The sequence below is a fragment of the Enterococcus sp. ZQ21 genome (assembly GCF_030053755.1).
Lineage (GTDB): Bacteria > Bacillota > Bacilli > Lactobacillales > Enterococcaceae > Enterococcus_B > Enterococcus_B lactis.
Genome location: NZ_CP125658.1, coordinates 1497509 through 1518764 on the forward strand (window position 1 = coordinate 1497509; position 21256 = coordinate 1518764).

The window sequence follows — 21256 nt, forward strand, 5'->3', positions numbered from 1 at the left end:
GTCATGAATTCTTATCCAATAAACCTCTTATTAGTATATAGCCAAAACTGTTCTTTGAAAATTAGCGATAAAAATAATGATTTTCCTGTTCATTTAAAATCTAATTACTTGTGTAATAAAACTCTCCCTTTTCAATTTCATCTTCTCTTTTTTATCATACTTACATAGCAGTGTTATTGATAGTCTTTCACTGTGAATACGACGGCTCGATACCTACCTATTTTTCTGATTTTAGAAATTTATGGAATCTACCTGAAAAATAAAAAAGAGCAGAACCGAAGATGGATCTGCTCAAGTATCTATTCTATATATATAAGTGTTTTAAAAAAATTTTTTAAAAGCATGGACGACTGATAACTATTTTGCTTCTAACTTTTAACGAATACTTGCTCCAAGTGTTTCTGTCAAAGCTTTTGTTACCTTATCCATTGCTTTATTGATTTCTTCATCTGTCAATGTTGCTTCAGGATTGACGAATGTCAGGCTATAAGCCATGGATTTATGTCCTTTTTCGATGTTTTCTCCTTGATAGACATCAAATAATTGGATATCTGTTAAAAATCTTCCGGCAGCAGAATGGATCACTTCTGTTAATTCCTGATTTGTCACAGTTTCTTTTACAAGCAAAGCGATATCTCGGCTGACTGCTGGGAATTTTGTCACTGCTTCAAAAACGATTTCTTTTTGGGCAGCTTCCACTACAGCAGATAAATCAAACTCAGCAACATATGTTTCTGGAATATCATAACTTTTGGCAATTGTCGGATGCACTTGACCGACAAAACCGATGAATTGTTCGCCAAGGTAAATCGCAGCTGTTCTTCCAGGATGCATTTCTTTTATTTCTGTCACCGTTTGATAATGGATATCTTCATGGATACCTAGTTGTTCAAATAAGTTTTCTAAAAGACCTTTGATGGTGAAAAAGTCTACGTTTTGTGCTTTCGTCTGCCAATCTTTTTCTTCCCAAATACCAGAAATAGCGATGGCTGCATGTTTTATTTCTTGTGGCAGATGTGTGCGCGGATCATTTTCTTGGAAGAATACCCGACCAATTTCATATAAAGCAATCTCTGTATTTTTTCGAGCAGTGTTATAACTGATATCATCTAATAGTCCGCTGATCAAATTCATTCGTAATACAGAACGTTCTTCGCTCATTGGCCAGTCCAAACGTGTAATATTACTTTCTTTTATAACAAACTGTCTTGATTTTTCTTCTGTTGTCAATGCATAACTGATGGCTTCGCTCAATCCGCTTCCTTCAAAGATTGTACGAATTTTACGAGTAGTTTCTTGTTCTTTTGACAAGCTTCCAGCAACCGTTTCTCCACTTGGAAGAGTAGATGGCAACTGATCGTATCCATAAATACGAGCAACTTCTTCGATAATGTCTGCTTCGATTTGGATATCCCATCGTCTTGGTGGTACGACTACGGAATAAACATGATCCTTTTCTTCATAGCTAAATCCAAGTGCTTCAAAAATCTCATTTACTTCTTTAACGACAAGAGATGTTCCTAAATATTGATTGATGCGTTCAAGTGAAATCTTCACTGATACGTCTTCTGCTTTGATCTCTGAACCTTTGACCGCACCTTGTAGAACTTCCCCACCTGCAAGAGAAACGATCATTGCTGCAGCAACCTCACTGGCTTCTCCAACAGTTGCATGGTTGATCCCTTTTTCAAAGCGTGCAGAAGATTCGCTACGCAAATTAAATTGTTTTGCTGTACGACGGATCGAAATTGGATCAAACAAAGCAGATTCCAGTGCCACTGTTGTTGTTTCATTCGTAATCTCTGAATCTAATCCACCCATGACACCAGCCAAAGCAACTGGTTCTTTGCCATTAGTGATGACAAGATTGTCAGTTGTCAATTCCCGAGATTCTCCATCTAACGTGACTAATGTCTCATTTTCTTTTGCATGACGGACAAGGATCTCATTTGATTTCAATTTGTCGTAGTCAAATGCATGTAGTGGTTGTCCGAATAAAAGCACAATATAGTTCGTCACATCTACTACATTGTTGATTGGGCGGATGCCTTCATTCATCAAAAGATTTTGCAGCCATTGAGGACTTGGTTGGATGTTTACTCCTTCAATGATGCGGATTTGATAGGCAGGAACGACTTCTTTATCTTCAACTGTCACTTTGATTCTATCGCTAGCAAGTTGTGATGATTCTACTAATTTCTCGTCATCAAATGTAGGCGTCTGACGATAGATTGCCCCAACTTCATAAGCTACGCCACGCATTGACAATGCATCTGCACGATTTGGTGTGATAGACAATTCAATGATCGAATCATCCATATCTAAATAAGAAAAAACTGGATCGCCATTTACAGCTTCTTGTGGCATATAATAGATACCTTCAGCGTATTCTTTCGGTATAACACTGTCTGAATAGCCAATTTCTTGTAACGAGCAAATCATGCCATTTGATACTTGACCACGCATTTTCCCTTTTTTGATCTTCACATTTCCAGCAATCCGTGAGTTAGGAAGCGCAACGATTACTTTGATTCCGACCTTCACATTAGGCGCTCCGCAAACGATTTGAGACAGTTCGTCTTCACCAATATCGACTTGACAAATAGAAAGGTGATCAGAATCTGGATGTGGTACACATTCCTTGACTTCACCGACAACGATTTTTTTCAAGCCTTCTTCTGGAACCGTGATTCCCTCGACTTCGATTCCTGTTACAGACATTTTATCCGCTAATTCTTTTGGTGTTACATTCGATAAATCCACATAACGATTAAGCCATTTATATGAAACTAACATCTTCTTACTCCCCCTTGAACTGACTTAAGAAACGTAAGTCATTTTGATAGAAATTACGGATATCATTCACTCCATACCGCAACATAGCTACGCGGTCTGGTCCAAGGCCGAAAGCAAAGCCTGAATATTCTTCTGGATCGATTCCTGACATCTTCAACACATTCGGGTGCACCATGCCAGCTCCTAAAATCTCGATCCATCCAGTGTATTTACATACGTTACAACCGGCACCACCACATTTGAAACAGCTGACATCTACTTCTACTGATGGCTCCGTAAATGGGAAATAACTTGGACGCAAACGGATTTCACGATCTTCCCCAAACATTTTTTTCATTACGACTTCTAATGTTCCTTTAAGGTCGCCCATCGTGATGTTTTTATCAACAACTAGCCCTTCAATTTGATGGAACTGATGGCTGTGGGTCGCATCATCTGTATCTCTGCGGAAAACTTTTCCTGGCGAAATCATTCGTAGAGCACCCTTAGAGAAATCATGCTTTTCCATTGTCCGCGCTTGGACTGGTGAAGTATGTGTCCGAATCAATATCTCGTCTGAAATATAGAAAGTATCTTGCATGTCCCTTGCCGGATGGTCTTTTGGCAGGTTCATCCGTTCGAAATTGTAATGGTCAGACTCTACTTCGTAACCTTCTACGATCTGATACCCCATACCTACAAAAATATCTTCAATTTCTTCCATGATTTGCGTCACGATATGACGTGTACCATGCTTTACTTTTCTACCAGGCAATGTCACGTCTACTGTTTCTTTTGCCAAAGCTGCATTTAACGCTTCTTCTTCTAATACTTGTTTTTTTCGCTCTATTTCTTCTGTCAAAAGGTCTCGGATCTCATTTGCGAAACTTCCGACTTTTGGACGTTCTTCTGGACTTAGGTCTTTCATCCCACGCAATACTTCTGTGATCGGTCCTTTTTTTCCTAACGTTTCAACACGTATTTGATTTAATTCTTTTAAATCTTGTGCCGCCGTGATTTTGACGATTGTTTCTTCTTTCAAGCTCTCTAATTGTGCTTGTAAAGACATGTGCTTGTTCCTCCTTTAAATTCCAAATACAAAACAAAAAGACCTCATTCCTGTTAAGGAACGAGGTCTTCGCGTTACCATCCTAATTTGCGGATAAATAAACTTACACCGCACTCTTACTTCGTTAACGACAGTTGCCGGTCTGATAATGATCAGACGAACTCGGAAAGTGAACTTCATTTTTCAAACACAGGATCTGTTTTCAGTCTGTGACAGATCTCCCTGAACTGGTTTAGCCAAACTACTCTTTTTCGTCATCGTTCTTTTACTTATTCGTATGGACTATAGTTTACAAGATTTTTTTTACAAAATCAACCGCATTCTTCCTCTGTGACCCATTTTTCGCTCCAAACTTGTATTTGACGCATTGCTTTTTGCAAGTCTGCTCCTTTTTCAGTCAAGAGATATTCTGAACGGCTTTTTTCACTACAGGCAATGTTTCGAGTGACTATTCCTTCTTTTTCTAATTCCTTCAAGCGTTCGACCAATACCCGATCACTAACCATCGGGATTTTTGCCGCAAGCTCGACAAAGCGTTGCGGACCATTTTCGAGTAGTACATCGATAATCAATCCGTTCCATTTTTTTCCTAAAATAGAGAACGTTTTTTCAAATTTAGGACACAAAACGAATTCTGTCTGTGTTAGCTCCATCATACTCACCTCTTCCCAGAGTATAGCATAATCCTTACAAAACATAAGTCAAGTTTGCTCAATTATAATTATTTATTAATGTTTATGATTCGTTTCACCCGAAGTAAAATTAGGAAAACATTTTCTACAGGTTTATTCAGTGCTTCTGTCATTGCTTGTTGGTAAAGTCTTAGCTGTCCTTGATATTTTTGGACGATCGCGTCTATTTCTGCTGGATCATCCGGATGTAAAATGAAATCTGTTTTAAAATCATAGATATGGAGATGATCTTTTTCTTCTAAGTATCCATCGACGATTCCGTGGATCAATAGCTCATCTTCCTGATTTGGATAGTCTTGAAATACTTCATCAGCAGAAAGCAGCATGGAAAAAGGTTGTTCCCGTTTTACGTTTTCTTTGTTGGCAATCAATTGTTGCCCAAGTTCTGTTTGAAAGAACCATATAATAGAAGAAACATCTACTTTTTTTGCGACCTTTTCGTCTATTAACCGTTTCTTTACTAATTCCTGCAACTTTTGATTGATGCTCTCTGTAGTTGGCATTTCTAATGGCAGCAATTGCAGTAAAGCATGGGTAGCTGTTCCAACAGCAGCTGCCGACACTTGCCGATCTTTTTGTAAAAATTTTGGTTCTGCTAGTTGTTCTTGCGTATAACGGAATTGACGAGATGCTGCCTTTGTCTGACTGCTTTCCAGAGTCAAACGTGATTCTTGTGTATCATCTGGATCTTCGAATAATCGTTTGATCTCAGATACAGATTGATAACTTGTGGTTTGCGAAGAAGCCTGATAAGGATATTCATAGGCTAGACGTTTTTGTAACGAATCTGCTAATACAGTTTCCTTTTCTTTCATCTGCTCATCTAAGTTAACCAGTTCTTTTTCAGCAAGCAACTGTCTTTGTTCAATGATTGTCTGCTGATTCATCCATGAAATAGAAAACTGTGCATTTGAATCTTGAAGGAGAGAAGTCGAAACTTCTTCCTCTAAGTATTTCTGCATTTCAGGATGACGGATCAATCCGTAACCAATCCAATTCATCAAGCTGCTTCTGCCCTTCAAACGTAGCGCAGGATCAAAAACCAACTCCTCATGATCAGCTGCTTCAGACCACGTTTGGATCATTTGCTCTTTATTTTTATAGGAACCGACAATGAAAAGCTTTTGTTCTGCCCGAGTCAATCCTACATACAATTTACGCATTTCTTCCGACAACAATTTGTTTTGCTTTGCCAATTTGATGGCTTGAAACGGTAACGTATCATATAACACCCGTGTTTCAGGATCCATATAGCGAATACCTGCTCCAAGTTTTTCTTCAAAAGCATACCGATTGCGCAAGTCTTGTAAGTTGAATTCTTTCGTCATATCTAACAAAAATACAACTGGAAATTCCAAGCCTTTACTTGCATGGATTGTCATTACGCGAACAGCATTATCTTCTATTGAAATGACTGGTTCTGCTAAGTCTTTATCTTTTTCTTGCATTTTTTCAATGAAACGCACGAACTGATATAATCCTCTGAAAGAACTTTGCTCGTATGCTTTGGCACGATCGACCAATGCATAAAGATTGGCTTGTCTCTGTGCTCCTGCTGGCAAACCGACCACATACTCTAGATATCCCGTCTCATAATAGATATCCCATAGCAAGTCAGTGATCGAAGAACGGCGAGCAAGTTCTCGCCAATGATCTAGTTGTTTGCCAAAATGTTCCAACTTAGCCGCTAATTCATCTTCGTTTGATGCTTGATAAGCAAACACAGCATCATAGTAAGTATGTGCACGGTCGGCTAATCGGATGCTGGCTAATTCTGGTTCTATCAAACCCACGACTGGCGAACGCAATACAGCCGCAAGCGGAATATCTTGATAGGGATTGTCAATTAATTGCAGCAGCGAGATCATCGTGCGAATTTCTGTCGCTTGAAAATAATTTTGAGCATCATTCATCTCCAAAGGAATATCCAATGTTTTGAAAATCTCTAAGATTGTTAAGTTGTTCTTCTTTGTAGGTGTCAAGAGAACAATGTCTTTGTACTCTATCGGACGACTTTTCTTTGATTTTTTATCATAAATCATAAAGGAGGAATCAATTAATTGACGAATTTTTAGTCCTGTCATAAAAAGTTCGCCTTCTGTTTTGTCTTCCAGTATATCGTCCGTCGGAATCTCGATCTCTGATTCTTCCTGTTCTTTTTCATAGATCATGATTTCTGGCTCAAACTGTTCATTCTCCGGAAAGTCTGAAAATCCCTGTATCAGTTTGGCTGCTTCGTCATAATTGATTTGACCCACTGCTGGATCCATTAGTTGTTCAAAAATAAGATTCGTAAAAGAAAGGACTTCTTTTCTAGAGCGGAAGTTCTCAGCCAAAACGATCCGACGTCCGCCTTCTTTCTTTGAAAAATTCTCGTATTTCCCGATAAATAAACTAGGATCTGCTAAACGGAAAGAATAAATGGATTGTTTGACATCCCCAACCATAAACATATTTCCTTTTGTATCGTCAGGTTCTCTTAGCCAGTATAAAATGGCTTCTTGTAATTGGTTCACGTCTTGATATTCATCTACCATTACTTCTTTGAATTTTTTTCGATAATGTTTTGAAGCTTCACTTGGCAGCCATGCATCTTTCGTTTTTTCTGTGAGAATCTGCAACGCTAGATGTTCCAGATCATTGAAATCCAACACACCTTTTTCCCGTTTACGCATACTGAAACCGTCCATAAAGCTTTGCGTGACTTTTGTCATTTCTTCGACTAACGGTAGTGCTTTTTCCGTTAATTCTTCTATTTGGCTTGGTGAAACAGGAAAGTAACTTTTACTTATCTGCTGAATCAATTTTTTTGCTTTATCCCTCATGCCCTTGACTTCATTAGAGATTTCTTTCAATTCTGCTTTACGACTGCTCTTAAAAGTTGAAAAAGTCAGTTGTTCCAAACTAGCATAAGCTTCTTCTAACCGATCTTGCGAGAAAGCTTCATAGATATTTTTGATCTGCAGTTGTTCTCCAGCCACTTGCTCATGCATTTTTTCTAATCCTTCACCTTGTGCTAACTGAGTCATCTGTTCATATAATTGTACACATTGGTATATATCTGCCAAAACTAAAGGACGGATTTGTTCTTGATATAATCGAGATTTCGCTAGCCCCTCAGTCAAACGATAATTATCGCTTAACTGTTCTAGCCATTTTTGGGGGTCAGGGTTGGCACGGGCAAACTCATAAAGAGAAAACACCAGATTCGTCAAGCCGTCATCTGAACGATCATTAGAAAAGTTCATTGTTAATTGAAAAAATCGTTCATCATTTTCTGCATAAAGTGCTTCTCTCAGCTCGTCCCACACATCCTCCTTCATCAAGATCGTTTCTGTTTCATCTGTTAACATGCGAAAGACCGGATCAATATCAATTAAGTAATAATAACGTCGAATAACTGTTAGACAAAAAGCATGTAAGGTTGAGATATTCGCTGTGGGCAATAAAACTAACTGCTTAGTAAAATGCTGTCTTCGTACAGGGTCGCTTTCGCTGTTGACCGCTTCTTGTAATGCCTCTTGAATTCTTTCTTTCATTTCTCTTGCAGCTGCTTCAGTAAATGTCACAATCAGTAATTCATCGATATCAAAACCCATTTTTAATTTTTCAATCACTCTTCGAACAAGCACTGTAGTTTTACCTGATCCGGCAGACGCAGAGACTAACAAATTATCTCCTTGATCGAAAATCGCCTGCCACTGATCATCTGTAAATCGTTCGTTTTGCGGTTTTAAAGGAATTTGATTCACTCTTCTTCACTCCTTTTCAATATTCTGCGCAGTGCTTCTTCCTTATCTATTTTCTCCAGACGGTGGTAATTATTTTCTTTCAGCATCACATCAAACGTACAGATGCTTCTGAATGGACAAAATTCACAGGCAATTCGCTGTTTATCTTTATAAGCTGGGTTCAGTTTGATTTCTCCGGAAGTGATTGCATCTCCAGCTAACCGCATATTTTCCCGATTATGCGCCATGAACAGTTGCAGTTCTTCTTCCGTGAAAAATTTATCTTTGCTGAAACTACCTTTTTGGTATTCATCTTTCGCATTTTTTTTCACTGGATAGATCAGTGATTGTTCTTTTGCTTCCAGTGAATGATCTAGTACTTCTAAAAGAGCGGGATCATCGACAAAAACGCCATCATAACTAAATTTTTTCAATGTATTCTTCTCTACATCATCTGTCTCTGTCAATACAGGATTATGAACATGTAAATAATATGAACCTGCTGGTTTAACAGCCGCCTTTCCAGTCAAACGTACCGCATCCATCAATGCTACGTCTAGATACGTCAATAATTGCATAGCCATGCCATAATAAGCTTCTGTGACATCGAATGAACGTCCACTAGATTTGTAATCAACGACGCTTAACCAAGTGTCTTCTTGTTCAGAAGCTACATCAATCCGATCGATTTTTCCTCGAACGTGGAGTTTACCACCATTACTCAACGGTAATTCCAGACCCGTGATACCTTTTGCTCCAGCAATCTGACCAAATAAAATCTCCGTCTGAAGAGGATGCATGCCCGTATTTTTGCTCTGTTTGTGCAAAGCCCATGCCACTTTTTGAATCGTCTGTCCTAATTGATAGCGGATATAGTTCATTCTTGCAGAACTATCCAATATCTCAAACCGAAGTTCTCCGAACACTTCTTGCAGCACTTTTTCAGTAAAGTCTTTACGCTGCGCATCGGTCATATTCACTAAGGATAATTGGTTTGAAAACAGTAGCTTGAAGAAACGATCCAATGATTCATGATAAAAATCACCTGTTGCTGCTGGAGTCAGACCATAAACAGTTCGTTCTTTCAATTTCAAACCAAATTGCATGAAGTATTTGTATTCACAATTATAAAAATTCTCCATACGTGAAATCGAAGTATAAATTTCTTTTCCATAAAGCTCTTCCGCCATTTTTTCTGGCATCGAAACAGGCACATTCAAATGTTCCTGACTTTCAAAGATTTGTAAAGCAAAATTGCGCCATGAGGAATTCAGTACTAATTCTTTGAGCTTTTGCCAGTGTTTTGGTACAGGTTTCTTTTCATCTAAAGCTAATCGATAAATCCTATTGACTGTATTGATTCCGCTTCTGTAAGTTCCTACATAACAATCAGGATCGCTTTCGATCGTCAAATGCTCTTTTCTCTCGACGGGAACTGATAAATATTCTGTGATTCTGCGCAAATAAGGAGACATCTTCAGTGAACCATCTGTGTCATAGCTTTGTGCATAGCTAAGATATAATCGATCCGTTCCGGAAATAAAAACAAGGTAGGCTTGGAAAGGCTCAAAAGAGATACTTTCTTTTGATGGGTCGAATAAAAACTGTCCATCTGGCAAAGCTTGATTTAATACTTCTCGTTCTTCACTGGACAACAATCCTTTTGTTTCTTTACGGTCTGGAAACACTTGATCATTCAAACCTAATGCAAAAGTGACGGCAGCTTGATTCGGTCGAACTAATTCCAAACGGTTGATTCGCACTTGGTCGATTGCGGTAGGGATTTTACCATAACTTAGATTTTCTAGACCACTCGTAATGATTTCTTGGAACAGTGACCAGTCAAAAGCTGATTCACCATAAATGACTACATATTCATCCAGCAGATCAATCAGCGCTCCCCATGTCTGCTCATGGTTTCTTGCCGCTTCTAAGTTTCCTCTGTCTACTTCCTGATTACGCCAAAACAATAATTGTTGCTGTACACCACTTTGAATCAAAAATTGATAAAAAACATTTGCGGCCGCTTGTCCTGTTTTGCTTTTCTTTATTTTTTTAAAAAATGCAGGTACAGCTTTCTGAAATAATCGTCTAATCGTATTTGACTGTTCTTCCAGATATTGTACGTCTTCAATCTGTTCTGCTTCAAAATCATACGCTACAAACTGCCAGTCTTTTTCACGCGTCCAGTAAGTGCCTTGATAATTATAAGCAAGTGCAACATTTTCTGTGATGTCCAATTTTTTCCTGAATTCATCTCGTTCTTGTTTCCATTCATCCAGTTCGGTTTCTGTTTCCATCGATAGGAACAATTCCGTCTTAAAAAAACGCATAATATCACTTAATCGATAAGAATAGCGGTCAAGAGCGAACAGACTGTTGATCCATTCAATCAGCGGATGATTTTCCATCATTTGTTCTTCATCGATATAAAATGGAATCGCCATTTCTTGAAAGATTGGTCGAAGAATATTTCCATATAAGGACATATTTTTTGTCAGTACTTGGATATCACGATAACGGTAGTTTTCTTCACTGACTAGCCGTCTGATTTCAACAGCTAACTGTCGGACTTCCTCAGTTGGATTTTCAGCTTCCCACAAATGGAGAGCCTCTTGTTCCCCTAATTTGTGGACGGTTGCTTTCTTTTGGCTGGAAGTCTCTTCCCACATCGTTTGCAGCAACTGCAGCGCTGTCGGACGATTCTGCTCTGGCGCAAAACGATCTACTAATATAGGAACTTTCCGTTCTCTCGCACTTTGAAAAAGACGGAAATAAAGCTTTCCAGTCTCATGAAAGAGCGTAAGTACTTCTGGAAGATCCGCTGTATAAGGACGATCCAACAATAAATCGACAACTAATTGCCCCTTTTCCATCATCGCCTGCAGTAATTGATACTCTTGCCCATTGATTCGGGAAAAACCGCTGACGATAAATTTGACGTTGGTGAAATCTTGTGTCTGCATATAATTTGCTAGTATAGCCAGTGCATCTTCATTTGATAGGGCACGTTCGGTCAATTCGCTGTCATAAGCTGAAAAAATCAGCTTCAAGTCTTTCATTTTAAGTTGCTGGTCTTCTGCATTCGGTGAATCACCAAATAAAAGCATCAAGTCTTCCGGTTGAATATTCCCTATGCGCAATTCACTATAGAGTTCTTGCAATTGGCGAATAAATCCTCTTTTATTGATTTCTCCGCGAAAGATCGTTAATTCTTCCTCATGTTTTTCTAAAATCTGTCGCAAGATCATCGCAGATCCGGATTCTGATAACTCATTTCCTGTAAGAAGGGTTGTCTGTTGCAGCAAATACCAAGCCAGACGGTAAAAACTGAATACTTGAACATTTGTTGTGCTGAAAGCTTTTTTCCCGCTTCTTCTTCGCATCTCCGCTAAAATTTCTTGTTCCTGTTCGAATTTGCTGTAATTGGGGACAAGGAAAAATACTTGGTTGCTTGCATCCTGGTCGAGCCAAGCTGACGCTTCGTCGATCAAGACTTGACGGTGATCTTTTTTCCCATTTCCAAGAATAAATTGTAAAGACATGCTTTTCCTCCTTCAACACATGATACGGTGCTTCTTTATTATATCAAAAAATACTGAACATTTGTTCTATATTCTTCAAATTATATACTTTTATGGTTCTGATATTTCTATCTTTTTTGAGTATACGCAAAAAGACAGGAATCGCTACAAATAAGCAATTCCTGTCTTTTCGTGAGTTGATTAATGGATAGATCCCATTAGTTTTTTGATTGGTTCTTTCACAGTAAATAGCAAGATACCACCAACGATTGCTACTGCACCGATAATACCGAAGTAGGCAGATTCCGTTCCCGGTGTGTAGAAGCGTGCAATTTGTGCATTGATTGCTTGTGAAGAAGCATCAGCTAAGAACCAAATAGCGATTGTTTGTGATTCAAATGCTCGTGGTGCTAATTTCGTTGTTACAGACAAACCAACTGGTGAAAGACACAATTCAGCAATAACCACGATGAAGAAACTTCCTAACAACCACAATGGACTTACTTTTCCACTTGTCCCATAAAGCATACCTGGCAACATCAATAGTAAGTATGATAATCCTGCAAACAAAAGACCAAGAGAGAATTTCACTACTGTAGATGGTTGGCGTTTGCCAAGTTTTGTCCACATCGTTACGAATATCGGTGTCAAAATAAAGATGAAAATCGGATTCAATGATTGATACCAGCTTGCTTGGATCGTCACACCAAATAGTGTAGATTGCGTACGTTCACTAGCAAATAAAGCTAAGATAGATGAACCTTGTTCTTGTAATGACCAGAAAATGATTGCTGCAAGGAATAATGGGATATACGCCCATACTCTTGGTTTTTCTTCAGCAGTTACATCTTTTGAAGTCAACATTTTGATAAAGTAATACAACGGTAAGATAATCCCCAATACACTGATTGTATTGACAAAAAAGTCGATTGTCAGATGACCAGTTAATTGTGCCCCACCGAATACTGCAGCGATAACAACAAGTGCGATGATCAAGTTACGGATGAATCCTTTACGTTCTTCAGTTGTCAAAGGATTCGGCGGTGTAGTACCCACTCCGTCTAATGTCTTGCGTCCTTGGATAATGTATTGTAATAATCCAAAGAACATCCCAATAGCAGCTAAAGAGAACCCTAAATGGTAGTTATATTCTTGACCGATTGTCCCAACGATTAGTGGTGCTAATAATGCCCCTAAGTTGACACCCATGTAAAAAATCGAAAATCCTGCATCTCTTCGCAAGTCAGTCTTTGAATAAAGATGTCCGACCATACCAGAAACGTTTGGTTTCAAAAAGGCGGTTCCAATAATAATCAATGCCATTGAAACAAATAATGTACTTACACCAAATGGTAAAGCCAAGACGATGTGTCCAAGCATAATGAAGACTCCACCAAAGAATACAGTACGTTTTGCTCCTAACATTCGGTCAGATACCCATCCGCCGACGATACTAGACATATAAATCAAAGATCCGTATATCGACATGATAGCTAATGCTGTTGCTCGTGGTAATCCAAGTCCCCCGTTGGCAACTGTATCGTACATATAATAGATAAGTAATGCACGCATACCATAATAACTAAATCGTTCCCACATCTCAGTGAAGAACAAAGTTGACAATCCCTTCGGCTGCCCGAAGAAGCCCTTGTCTTGCTGTTTTTCCATAATCTATACCCCAATTCTTTAAATTTTCAGAAAATATTATACATCTTTACCGAAAAATTTAACTAAAAAACTTATTTAAGAAATATAAACTAATTTTCTATAAAAACAAGTAATTTTTAATGGCAATATCATAAAAAAAAGAAGATAGAGATTTAATAATTATATATCAGCTGTTTTTTTCAAATAAGCAAAAATTCCTAAAACACAGCAATGAAAGCGATAACCAAGAAAATCCTTTTCTGACGATTTCCCTTATTAAAATTGTTTTTTGAACTTCGCTTATTTTTTGTGAGCATATCTGTTTACTTACTTTTTGTAAGATGCTATACTTCATTTCGTAATCAATTAAAAAAATGCAAAACGCAAATCAAAGGAGAAATTTTATTATGACAACTTTTACTGACACTTTAAAAAACCGCCGTTCAATCTATCATCTAGGACGTAATGTTTCACTTTCTAATGAAGAATTGACAGCTTTGATCAAAGAAGCAATTAAAGAAAGCCCAACTGCTTTCAATGCTCAATCAACACGCGCAGTTATTCTTTTCGAAGATGCACATGAAAAACTTTGGGAAATCACTGAAGAAGCACTTCGCCCATTGACTCCAGCAGAAGCTTTCCCAAATACACAAAACAAATTAGCTAGTTTCAAAAATGGTTATGGTACAGTATTATTCTTCAAAGATACTGACGTGGTAAAAGGACTACAAGAACAATTTGAATTATATGCAGACAACTTCCCAGATTGGTCAGAACAATCAAACGGAATCGCAACAGCGAACACTTGGGTAGCATTAGTTGATAAAGGATTGGGCGCAAACCTGCAACATTACAACCCAGTTATTGACGAAGCAGTTGCAAAAGAATGGAATATTCCTTCAAACTGGAAACTACGTTCACAATTAGTATTCGGTTCACCAGAAACACCAGCTGGGGAAAAAGAATACATGAACGATGCAGATCGCTTCCGTGTATTCGGATAATTTTACTTGAAAAAAACAGAGGTTGTGACAAACATTTTGTCGCAACCTCTATTTTTTATTCTGGATCGATCATAATATCAATCTCCGCCTCATCGTTCAAGCGTTGGGACAAAAATGGAACTAATTCTTCTAATGATGCAGAAAATTTCAGCATCGGTCCCCGCCATCCGTTTCGGAAAAAATTCATTTTTACAATTTTAGAACCTTTTGGTTGGTACAACACGATTTTATTGATTTCAGAAAAAGGAACACCTTTTTTATCAAAGCTATTCAAGACAAGCCCTTCTTCTGTAATTCCTCGACTGTCCAACAAAAAACTAATAAAAATCATCGCTGACAAAATCCCTTTTGCCAATTCATCTGCTGTAGGCTGACTGATGAGTGTGTACCAAACGACTAGTACTACTAAGAATGGTATGACCAAGTAAACCCATCGATTCCGAACAGTCCGATAAATAATTTCTTTTCGAACCAGCCAAAGAAATAAGAACATAACAACAACGAATAAAAACAATAGAACCGTAAAAAATGTTACCATGACAACTCGCCTCGCTTTTTCTTCTCCTGAAAACAGGAAAAGAATACTGATTTACCTTCTCAAAGAAATTGGACTTGCAGCACGCCGCACGTCCAATTATTTTCTTTATTCAAATGTATCATATTTTGCAACAACCATGCTTGCTTTTTCATCTAATAACTCTTGATCCTCTGCAGCACATTGGGCAACTTTGACCACGGCACAGTTTGTCATTTTTGATACAACTTCACCAATGACCGTTTTTGTAAAGCCAATTGGTTTGCATGCATATTGTTCTCCTAAATTAATCATTTCTTCCGTCATCAAAATCCTCCTAAACTGCTGGAACTTTTCTCCATATTACAACTGCTATTTTTTGGAGATTTAATTATTTGATTTTTTGTTTACAGTCAAAAATCAACCTTACAGGCATTATAGCGTACTGTTTTCGTTTTCACAATTAAAACAGCTGTTGTATCTAGAAGAATTTTTTCTAGAATAATAAATAATATTCCTCAAAAACTGATTATTTCTTACATATTTAAATAAAATACTTCCCTTCCCAATAAAAATACACTTATAATAGGAAAGATAAACAGCTGAAAAGGGAGATTTCCAATGAAGAAAAAAACATTTAAAAAACTATTGTTTCTAGGAGGTACAGCTACTCTTTTATTAAGCGGTACAAGTTATTACCTACATATCCATTCTCCAGAACATACAATGAATACTACACAAAAAAGTTCAACACAAAAAACGAAAAAGACAAAAGAGAAAGCAGAAGTTTTGCTAGATGTTCCATTAGAGAGCCAGTTTGACTCTCCTTCTCTAGAAAATGGCTGCGAGGTCACTTCGCTTTCCATGCTTTTATCTTTTTATGGTTATGAAACGACTAAAAACCAGTTAGCTGAACAATTGGATTACGTCCTTGTTTTCAATGCAGACGGGACTCACGGCGATCCTAATGAAGGATTTGTTGGAGATATCAGTGGCGGAGACTGGGCTATGGGCGTCTATGTCCCTCCTGTTGCCTCTCTTGCTCAACAAATCGTCCAAACGGATTATCATACTTTTCCAAAAACAGACGCTCAACTAGATGATATCAAAAAAGCTCTATCTAAAGGAAATCCTGTATGGACTTCCGTGACTATCAATTTTGAAGTCCCTGATGAAACTGATTTTATGACTTGGACAACAAACAACGGAGAAGTAAGAGTCACTCCACTTGTTCATGCTTGTGTAGTCACTGGATACGACAAAGAAAATATTTACGTCAACGACCCCTATGGCGTAAAAAATCGAGCAGTACCGATCAATGATTTTTCGGCTATTTTCACTGCAATGGGTGGACAAATGCTAACTTTGGAGAAAAGCTAGTAATTAAAGTAAAAATCCCTTATACTCTAGATACCGAACCTTTGAAGGGAGCACAGATAATGGAAAAATTCACTCATAAAAAAATGGATCCAAATGAAATTCCGATTATTTTTGTCCGTGACCGCAAAGGAAATGTTCAAGGTAAAGTTTCTATTAATGAGTGGAACGAACGGTGCAGACCTGCTACCCTCAATGAACTAGAAATCAAACTGTATCGTCAAGCTCTTGTCTATTATGGAGACCAAGAGTATGGAAAAGCAATCGATTTATTAAAATTTCTGATCGCTCGAACGGAGTACACCCATTTTGAATATATCGAACGTTTAGCAAACATTTACCATATCATGAATGAACCTGTCAAAGAATATCACTTGCTTGACTCCGTCTTGTCAGTAGCAGAGCGGATTGCCCTTCCTGCTGGATTGGAAAAGAAACTGGTGCGCCGCCTTTTACGAGTAAAACAACAACTATCTGATCAAGAAAAATAACTTGCGTTTTTTTAGAAAAGTGCTATGATTATTTTGTTGAATAAATGGGATGTAGCCAAACTGGTAAGGCACTTGACTCTGAATCAAGCAATTGTAGGTTCGAACCCTGCCATCCCAATTTGATGGACTTGTTGATAAAAAATGAACCCCTGAAAAAAGATTAATCTTTTTTCAGGGGTTTTTGGAATATTTTTATTATTTATTATATAGTTTACATAATTTTATTATAATTAACAATTAAATCTGTAGCACTCATACAGTAAATTTAGCCAATAATTGCTAATGCTTTTTCCGGAACTTTTTCTCTAGGAACTTCTTCATACGTTTCTATGTGCGCTCCTTTATTGCTGATTTTCAAATAATGATTTTCTTTTAACACAGAAAGTCCATTAAATTCAATTGTACGCTCTTTCCCATCGACATTAGCAGCTTTTTGAACATACCTTGCCGTTCCATGTTCATTTACTTCCTCTGGTTTTTGTGTTTTTACATAGACCTCACCTTTTTCAACTAATGGATTTAGTTGATCAAGTATACCAGGGATTTCCCCGTAACTTCCTTCAGTATAGTATTTCAGTCCAAATAGCAAAATACCACTAATCGCCGCCAATCCTATCAAATATTTAATCACTTTCATCTTTCTACCTCCTTGTTATATATTCAGTATATGGGGCAATTAGAAAAATTCCATCCGACCTAAGTTGGAGATTTTTCTCCTACTTTAGAAGCGAGAAACAAGTGTTTTTTTAGTAAAAATGATCGTTATTTGATATTATGGAGGTGTGGATAATGTAGTTTTTCTCACTTTATCCATGTTAAAAAATCAAGTTGATGGCAAAGGATGTGTTCAAAATGAATCAAGAAGAATTATTTCAAAAAGTCAAGGAAATGATAAAAGGCGGCAACTTCGACGGCGCAAAACGATTTATCGAAGAACATAAAGAACAACTAGGTCCTTACAAAGAGAAAGCACAAAATCTTCTAAAAGACGTAAATATCGACAGTGTGAAAGACAAATTCAAAAATCTATTTAATAAGTAGGAATTTTCATTTCTGGAACACCGGGAATCAGAAGTTGTGAAAGAGACGTTCAGCCTTATTGCCGATAGGCTGTCTCTTGAACACCGTTTGTCCAGAAGAAGGGACTGTGACACGATTTTTGTCACAGTCCCTTCTTCTTTCTGAATCATCCTTACTAAAATAAGCGTGTTGGATCATAATGATAAGTCACATTGCCGTTCAGCGATGCTTTTCCTACCACATATTTACGATTCTCCAATTTCAGCCATGCTTCTCGAAAAGCCATCAATTCTTCTCTTTTTACATCAATTTTTTCGATTTTTCCATCAATCAAATCTTGGATAAGTTGTTCATATGGATTCATTTTTTTCCTCCATTTGCTGTTAATCAATAAGTTGTAAAAATAGGTTCATATGCCTTTTTAGTATCCAGATCTTCTCTGACTTTGACTGTCGTATAAATGATTTTTTCTACTGGGATACTATAATAACTACCTTCACCGTTATTGAATCGGTGAACGTCTTTCTTTGCTAAAATACCATTGATTTTATTCGTCAGTACACGTTGTTCGACACTATTGCTTACAACATAGTAAATCACCCGAATATTATTGATTAAATGCAAATCGATTTCTAACACTACATGATCCATGAAAATTCCACTCCTTCTTTCACTTTGATTATAGCAATTTTCCCCTATAAATTCAAAAACAATACATATTTTACTGGATAAATCCATAGAGCTGCTTGCGCCTTCACGCACAAAGTGTTATTTTGTATCTTGGACTTTATTTATTGGAGGCAATAGTATGATTGCGATCGGTCAGTTTGTTTTTTATATTCCTTTTTTTATTATGCTAAGCATTCTTTTCTATTACATAAAATGGACGAAAAAGAAGTTTTCAGTTTTACTGGCCTCTTTACCTGCCGTATATTTTACTTATCAGATTTTTTCTTTTAGACATTGGGAAACAACATCTGTATTAGTGATACACATCATCGAATTGACGCTTGCAGTAGTTTTTCTAATCATTTGGATTTATTTTTTATATAAAAATCAGAATTGAATCCTAGCAGTTTCAAAAGAAAACGATTAAAGATCAGCAGAGATTTGCTGTATCTTTAATCGTTTTTTTCTATTCTGTGATACCAAAAAAATGTTTGAATCGGTGAAGAAGCGTTCCTTGTTTTAATTCTACAAATTCTTGTGCAATCGGATATTTTTCTTCCAAATTTTCTTTGTTCTTTTCAATCAGACTTTTTGCTTCTTCATATTTTTTATCTGCACATAATACTTTTACTTCCTGTAAAACTTTTCCTGCTTCCATTTACCTCACCCTCTTGCCTTTTTTATGGCTTTAAGTTTGATTTAAGCTATACGCATTATTCTATATTCATCCCAAATAACCTTTTTTCATTTTTTACTCCTCGAACCAGTCAGTTTTCTAAAGACTGATTGGTTCGTCTTTTTTATTTTTCATCCATTTTATGCTGCTCTTCTGCTAATTTGTCTAATGCTTTGAGGGATGTGACGGTTTTCGCATAATCATAGCTGTATAATTCTGTAAATTTATCAGGCAGAACAAACCACGCTGGATGGTAGCCGTTCGCAGTGATTGGGAATCCTTTGTCTTGTTGATTATCTCCATCCCACCTTACAGCAACACCTTTTTTTCCTTTCCACTTTATTAAAGCAATCGAGTATCCTTTTTTTGTTTGTGTGCCGTCTTCAATAATTGCTAAAATTTCTATTTTTTCTTTTGGTGCACGAACTTCTTGAGGGCGAACCATTTTCTATTCCTCCCTTATCTAATTACTTCACAACCAATACACTGCAAGGGGCATGTGAAACGACATAAGAAGCGGTCGATCCTACTAGTGCTTGTTGTATCGCTCCTTTTCCTGTCGCTCCCATAACAATCAAATCAATATTTTCTTGTCCAGGGATGACATTGGCAATCAAATTTCTTGGATCTCCAGTTTCAACTATTGCATGGATCTCAGCAATACCGAACTCTTTGGCATCATTGATTTTTTTCAGCATGGCTACTTCTGTTCTTTGTTTTTCATCTGCATAGATTTTTGAAAAGGCATAGGCACTATGGGTCAGCTCAACTTTGTTGATGATTGACACGATAAATAAGTGGGCTTCATTGTCCTTTGCTAAGTCAAGGGCTTCAGCGAACGCTTTGATCGATTGTCTTGATCCGTCAACTGCTACCATGATGTTCTGGTATCTCTTACTCATTGGAACCGCCTCCTTTTTCTTTTATTGTAACATCTCAAGCAAAAATACAAAAAATATACGCAATGTGTAAATAAAATGATGATTAATAGCAATTTTTTTCAAGTTATTTATACATTTCTGTTCTCATCAGAACTCTTGTTCTAAACCTATTATTTCTGCATTATGTGAATTTCCTCATCATTTTTCACATGAGATGAACATCATTCTGTTACAAAAAACGTGGATTTGTCATAAATTGTCATGCTTCTTTTACCTATGAAATATTTTCACGTGTTAAAGTATTCCTCGTTGAACACAACAAATAAAACTTTTTAACGAATAAAGGAGATTTTTCATGACATCACTTAAAACTTTACTTTTTGGAACAACTTTGGCTGCCGGTGCTGCATTCTTCATGGGAACGACTGCTCATGCGGACGAAGCTTATACCGTTCAATCAGGTGATACTCTATCAACGATTTCTCAAAAATACGTTGGTGACAACTCCTTGATCAATGCCATTGCAGAATCAAATTCAATTTCTGACATTAACCTGATCTACTCAGGACAACAATTAACGATTCCAACAGAAGGCTCTACACAAGCAGCTGCTGAACCTCAAGCAGCCGTTCAAGAAGCACCAGTCCAAGCTGAACCTGTTCAAGCTGAACAACCTGTTGTACAAGAAACGGTTCAAACGGAAACACAAGCAGCCCCTGTTGCTGAAACACAATCTGCTACAACAGAAACAACGGCAACAAGCACGAATGCTGCAAAAGAATGGATCGCACAAAAAGAATCAAGCGGTTCTTACACAGCAACGAACGGACGTTACATCGGACGTTACCAATTAGATTCTTCTTACTTGAATGGTGATTACTCTGCTGCGAACCAAGAAAAAGTGGCAGAACAATATGTTGCTTCACGTTATGGTTCTTGGGAAGCTGCGAAAGCATTCTGGGAAGCAAACGGTTGGTACTAAGATTCATTATTTGAACGTTTAAACACATTCAAAATAGGAAGAGGCCATGCGAAAGAATACATCGCATGGCCTCTTTTTGAGTTGTTTTGTCACATTAGAGCGAGTTTTTTGCTCATCTATTACTTCTATGACTTTCTTACCGAAATCTATTTTATATCAGATTTTATAAAAAAATACCGATGGGATCTCTCCCTCGACATCTTT

The 21256-nt window shown here is 37.4% G+C and carries 20 protein-coding genes, 1 tRNA gene and 1 other annotated feature; of the genes, 7 read left to right on the plus strand and 14 right to left on the minus strand.

What is annotated here, in order from left to right:
- Positions 1 to 375: 375 nt before the first annotated feature.
- From pheT to QK255_RS07270, 6 genes are all read right to left on the minus strand, one after another.
- Positions 376 to 2796 (minus strand): phenylalanine--tRNA ligase subunit beta, encoded by a 2421-nt coding sequence (pheT, locus tag QK255_RS07245; protein ID WP_235043132.1) that lies wholly within the window; start codon positions 2794 to 2796, stop codon positions 376 to 378.
- Positions 2797 to 2800: 4 nt separating this feature from the next.
- Entirely contained in the window at positions 2801 to 3844 is a 1044-nt protein-coding gene (gene pheS / locus QK255_RS07250; RefSeq protein ID WP_002292949.1) for a phenylalanine--tRNA ligase subunit alpha, read from the minus strand.
- Between the two features lie 53 nt (positions 3845 to 3897).
- Positions 3898 to 4111 (minus strand) — a binding site (T-box leader).
- 44 nt (positions 4112 to 4155) lie between these two features.
- Positions 4156 to 4497, minus strand: coding sequence for a winged helix-turn-helix transcriptional regulator (locus QK255_RS07255; RefSeq protein ID WP_002292948.1), 342 nt, complete (start codon positions 4495 to 4497; stop codon positions 4156 to 4158).
- Between the two features lie 68 nt (positions 4498 to 4565).
- Positions 4566 to 8288 carry a helicase-exonuclease AddAB subunit AddA gene (gene addA / locus QK255_RS07260; protein ID WP_002292947.1) on the minus strand — a complete coding sequence of 1241 codons (3723 nt, stop codon included), beginning with the start codon at positions 8286 to 8288 and terminating at the stop codon, positions 4566 to 4568.
- Positions 8285 to 11812: a PD-(D/E)XK nuclease family protein gene (locus QK255_RS07265; protein ID WP_002292945.1), complete on the minus strand. Its 3528-nt coding sequence runs from the start codon at positions 11810 to 11812 to the stop codon at positions 8285 to 8287. The genes addA and QK255_RS07265 overlap by 4 nt, the downstream gene beginning before the upstream one ends.
- 180 nt (positions 11813 to 11992) lie before the next feature.
- On the minus strand, positions 11993 to 13459 hold the full coding sequence (locus tag QK255_RS07270; protein ID WP_002292944.1) for a peptide MFS transporter: 1467 nt from the start codon (positions 13457 to 13459) through the stop codon (positions 11993 to 11995).
- Between the two features lie 386 nt (positions 13460 to 13845).
- Here QK255_RS07270 and QK255_RS07275 point away from each other — a divergent pair, with 386 nt between their 5' ends.
- Positions 13846 to 14442, plus strand: a complete 597-nt coding sequence (locus QK255_RS07275) for a nitroreductase family protein (RefSeq protein ID WP_002292942.1) — start codon at positions 13846 to 13848, stop codon at positions 14440 to 14442.
- Between the two features lie 55 nt (positions 14443 to 14497).
- Here QK255_RS07275 and QK255_RS07280 read toward each other — a convergent pair whose 3' ends face one another.
- Positions 14498 to 14980: a hypothetical protein gene (locus QK255_RS07280; RefSeq protein WP_002292941.1), complete on the minus strand. Its 483-nt coding sequence runs from the start codon at positions 14978 to 14980 to the stop codon at positions 14498 to 14500.
- Positions 14981 to 15085: 105 nt separating this feature from the next.
- The gene (locus tag QK255_RS07285) at positions 15086 to 15283 is read right to left on the minus strand and encodes a hypothetical protein (protein WP_002288059.1); all 198 of its coding nucleotides are present in this window, start codon (positions 15281 to 15283) and stop codon (positions 15086 to 15088) included.
- Between the two features lie 294 nt (positions 15284 to 15577).
- On the opposite strand from QK255_RS07285, the gene QK255_RS07290 reads away from it, so the two are divergent.
- From QK255_RS07290 to QK255_RS07300, 3 genes are all read left to right on the plus strand, one after another.
- Positions 15578 to 16336 carry a C39 family peptidase gene (locus tag QK255_RS07290; protein WP_002292940.1) on the plus strand — a complete coding sequence of 253 codons (759 nt, stop codon included), beginning with the start codon at positions 15578 to 15580 and terminating at the stop codon, positions 16334 to 16336.
- Positions 16337 to 16395: 59 nt separating this feature from the next.
- The gene (locus tag QK255_RS07295) at positions 16396 to 16824 is read left to right on the plus strand and encodes a hypothetical protein (protein WP_002292939.1); all 429 of its coding nucleotides are present in this window, start codon (positions 16396 to 16398) and stop codon (positions 16822 to 16824) included.
- A 45-nt stretch (positions 16825 to 16869) separates the two neighbouring features.
- Positions 16870 to 16942 (plus strand) — tRNA-Gln (locus QK255_RS07300).
- Between the two features lie 147 nt (positions 16943 to 17089).
- On the opposite strand, the gene QK255_RS07305 is transcribed toward QK255_RS07300, so the two are convergent.
- Entirely contained in the window at positions 17090 to 17461 is a 372-nt protein-coding gene (locus QK255_RS07305; RefSeq protein ID WP_283341518.1) for a YxeA family protein, read from the minus strand.
- A 215-nt stretch (positions 17462 to 17676) separates the two neighbouring features.
- Between QK255_RS07305 and QK255_RS07310 the strand changes: the two genes are divergently transcribed.
- Positions 17677 to 17865 carry a hypothetical protein gene (locus QK255_RS07310; protein ID WP_002292937.1) on the plus strand — a complete coding sequence of 63 codons (189 nt, stop codon included), beginning with the start codon at positions 17677 to 17679 and terminating at the stop codon, positions 17863 to 17865.
- 154 nt (positions 17866 to 18019) lie between these two features.
- Here the strand turns inward: QK255_RS07310 and ykzS are convergent, their stop codons facing one another.
- Together ykzS and QK255_RS07320 are read right to left on the minus strand one after the other, a co-directional pair.
- Positions 18020 to 18208, minus strand: a complete 189-nt coding sequence (gene ykzS / locus QK255_RS07315) for a protein YkzS (RefSeq protein WP_002288067.1) — start codon at positions 18206 to 18208, stop codon at positions 18020 to 18022.
- 23 nt (positions 18209 to 18231) lie between these two features.
- Entirely contained in the window at positions 18232 to 18495 is a 264-nt protein-coding gene (locus tag QK255_RS07320) for a hypothetical protein (RefSeq protein ID WP_002292935.1), read from the minus strand.
- A gap of 157 nt (positions 18496 to 18652) precedes the next feature.
- On the opposite strand from QK255_RS07320, the gene QK255_RS07325 reads away from it, so the two are divergent.
- A complete protein-coding gene (locus QK255_RS07325) occupies positions 18653 to 18910 on the plus strand; it encodes a hypothetical protein (RefSeq protein ID WP_002292934.1) in 258 nt (85 codons plus the stop codon).
- A 69-nt stretch (positions 18911 to 18979) separates the two neighbouring features.
- Here the strand turns inward: QK255_RS07325 and QK255_RS07330 are convergent, their stop codons facing one another.
- The 3 genes from QK255_RS07330 to QK255_RS07340 all read right to left on the minus strand — a co-directional run bounded on the left by QK255_RS07330 (position 18980) and on the right by QK255_RS07340 (position 20091).
- Positions 18980 to 19171: a hypothetical protein gene (locus QK255_RS07330; RefSeq protein ID WP_002292933.1), complete on the minus strand. Its 192-nt coding sequence runs from the start codon at positions 19169 to 19171 to the stop codon at positions 18980 to 18982.
- A 142-nt stretch (positions 19172 to 19313) separates the two neighbouring features.
- Positions 19314 to 19634 (minus strand): hypothetical protein, encoded by a 321-nt coding sequence (locus QK255_RS07335; protein WP_002292931.1) that lies wholly within the window; start codon positions 19632 to 19634, stop codon positions 19314 to 19316.
- Positions 19635 to 19656: 22 nt separating this feature from the next.
- Positions 19657 to 20091: a universal stress protein gene (locus QK255_RS07340; RefSeq protein ID WP_002292929.1), complete on the minus strand. Its 435-nt coding sequence runs from the start codon at positions 20089 to 20091 to the stop codon at positions 19657 to 19659.
- Between the two features lie 334 nt (positions 20092 to 20425).
- Here QK255_RS07340 and apf point away from each other — a divergent pair, with 334 nt between their 5' ends.
- Complete coding sequence (apf, locus tag QK255_RS07345; protein WP_002310878.1) at positions 20426 to 21052, plus strand: aggregation-promoting factor; 627 nt, start codon at positions 20426 to 20428, stop codon at positions 21050 to 21052.
- Positions 21053 to 21256: the final 204 nt, after the last annotated feature.

Bases quoted from the DNA above. Each gene is read 5' to 3' on its own strand.
- pheT (WP_235043132.1), bottom strand. From the start codon at position 2,796: ATGTTAGTTTCATATAAATGGCTTAATCGTTATGTGGATTTATCGAAT.
- pheS (WP_002292949.1), bottom strand. From the start codon at position 3,844: ATGTCTTTACAAGCACAATTAGAGAGCTTGAAAGAAGAAACAATCGTC.
- QK255_RS07255 (WP_002292948.1), bottom strand. From the start codon at position 4,497: ATGGAGCTAACACAGACAGAATTCGTTTTGTGTCCTAAATTTGAAAAA.
- QK255_RS07265 (WP_002292945.1), bottom strand. From the start codon at position 11,812: ATGTCTTTACAATTTATTCTTGGAAATGGGAAAAAAGATCACCGTCAA.
- QK255_RS07270 (WP_002292944.1), bottom strand. From the start codon at position 13,459: ATGGAAAAACAGCAAGACAAGGGCTTCTTCGGGCAGCCGAAGGGATTG.
- QK255_RS07275 (WP_002292942.1), top strand. From the start codon at position 13,846: ATGACAACTTTTACTGACACTTTAAAAAACCGCCGTTCAATCTATCAT.
- QK255_RS07280 (WP_002292941.1), bottom strand. From the start codon at position 14,980: ATGGTAACATTTTTTACGGTTCTATTGTTTTTATTCGTTGTTGTTATG.
- QK255_RS07285 (WP_002288059.1), bottom strand. From the start codon at position 15,283: ATGACGGAAGAAATGATTAATTTAGGAGAACAATATGCATGCAAACCA.
- QK255_RS07290 (WP_002292940.1), top strand. From the start codon at position 15,578: ATGAAGAAAAAAACATTTAAAAAACTATTGTTTCTAGGAGGTACAGCT.
- QK255_RS07295 (WP_002292939.1), top strand. From the start codon at position 16,396: ATGGAAAAATTCACTCATAAAAAAATGGATCCAAATGAAATTCCGATT.
- QK255_RS07305 (WP_283341518.1), bottom strand. From the start codon at position 17,461: ATGAAAGTGATTAAATATTTGATAGGATTGGCGGCGATTAGTGGTATT.
- QK255_RS07310 (WP_002292937.1), top strand. From the start codon at position 17,677: ATGAATCAAGAAGAATTATTTCAAAAAGTCAAGGAAATGATAAAAGGC.
- ykzS (WP_002288067.1), bottom strand. From the start codon at position 18,208: ATGAATCCATATGAACAACTTATCCAAGATTTGATTGATGGAAAAATC.
- QK255_RS07320 (WP_002292935.1), bottom strand. From the start codon at position 18,495: ATGGATCATGTAGTGTTAGAAATCGATTTGCATTTAATCAATAATATT.
- QK255_RS07325 (WP_002292934.1), top strand. From the start codon at position 18,653: ATGATTGCGATCGGTCAGTTTGTTTTTTATATTCCTTTTTTTATTATG.
- QK255_RS07330 (WP_002292933.1), bottom strand. From the start codon at position 19,171: ATGGAAGCAGGAAAAGTTTTACAGGAAGTAAAAGTATTATGTGCAGAT.
- QK255_RS07335 (WP_002292931.1), bottom strand. From the start codon at position 19,634: ATGGTTCGCCCTCAAGAAGTTCGTGCACCAAAAGAAAAAATAGAAATT.
- QK255_RS07340 (WP_002292929.1), bottom strand. From the start codon at position 20,091: ATGAGTAAGAGATACCAGAACATCATGGTAGCAGTTGACGGATCAAGA.
- apf (WP_002310878.1), top strand. From the start codon at position 20,426: ATGACATCACTTAAAACTTTACTTTTTGGAACAACTTTGGCTGCCGGT.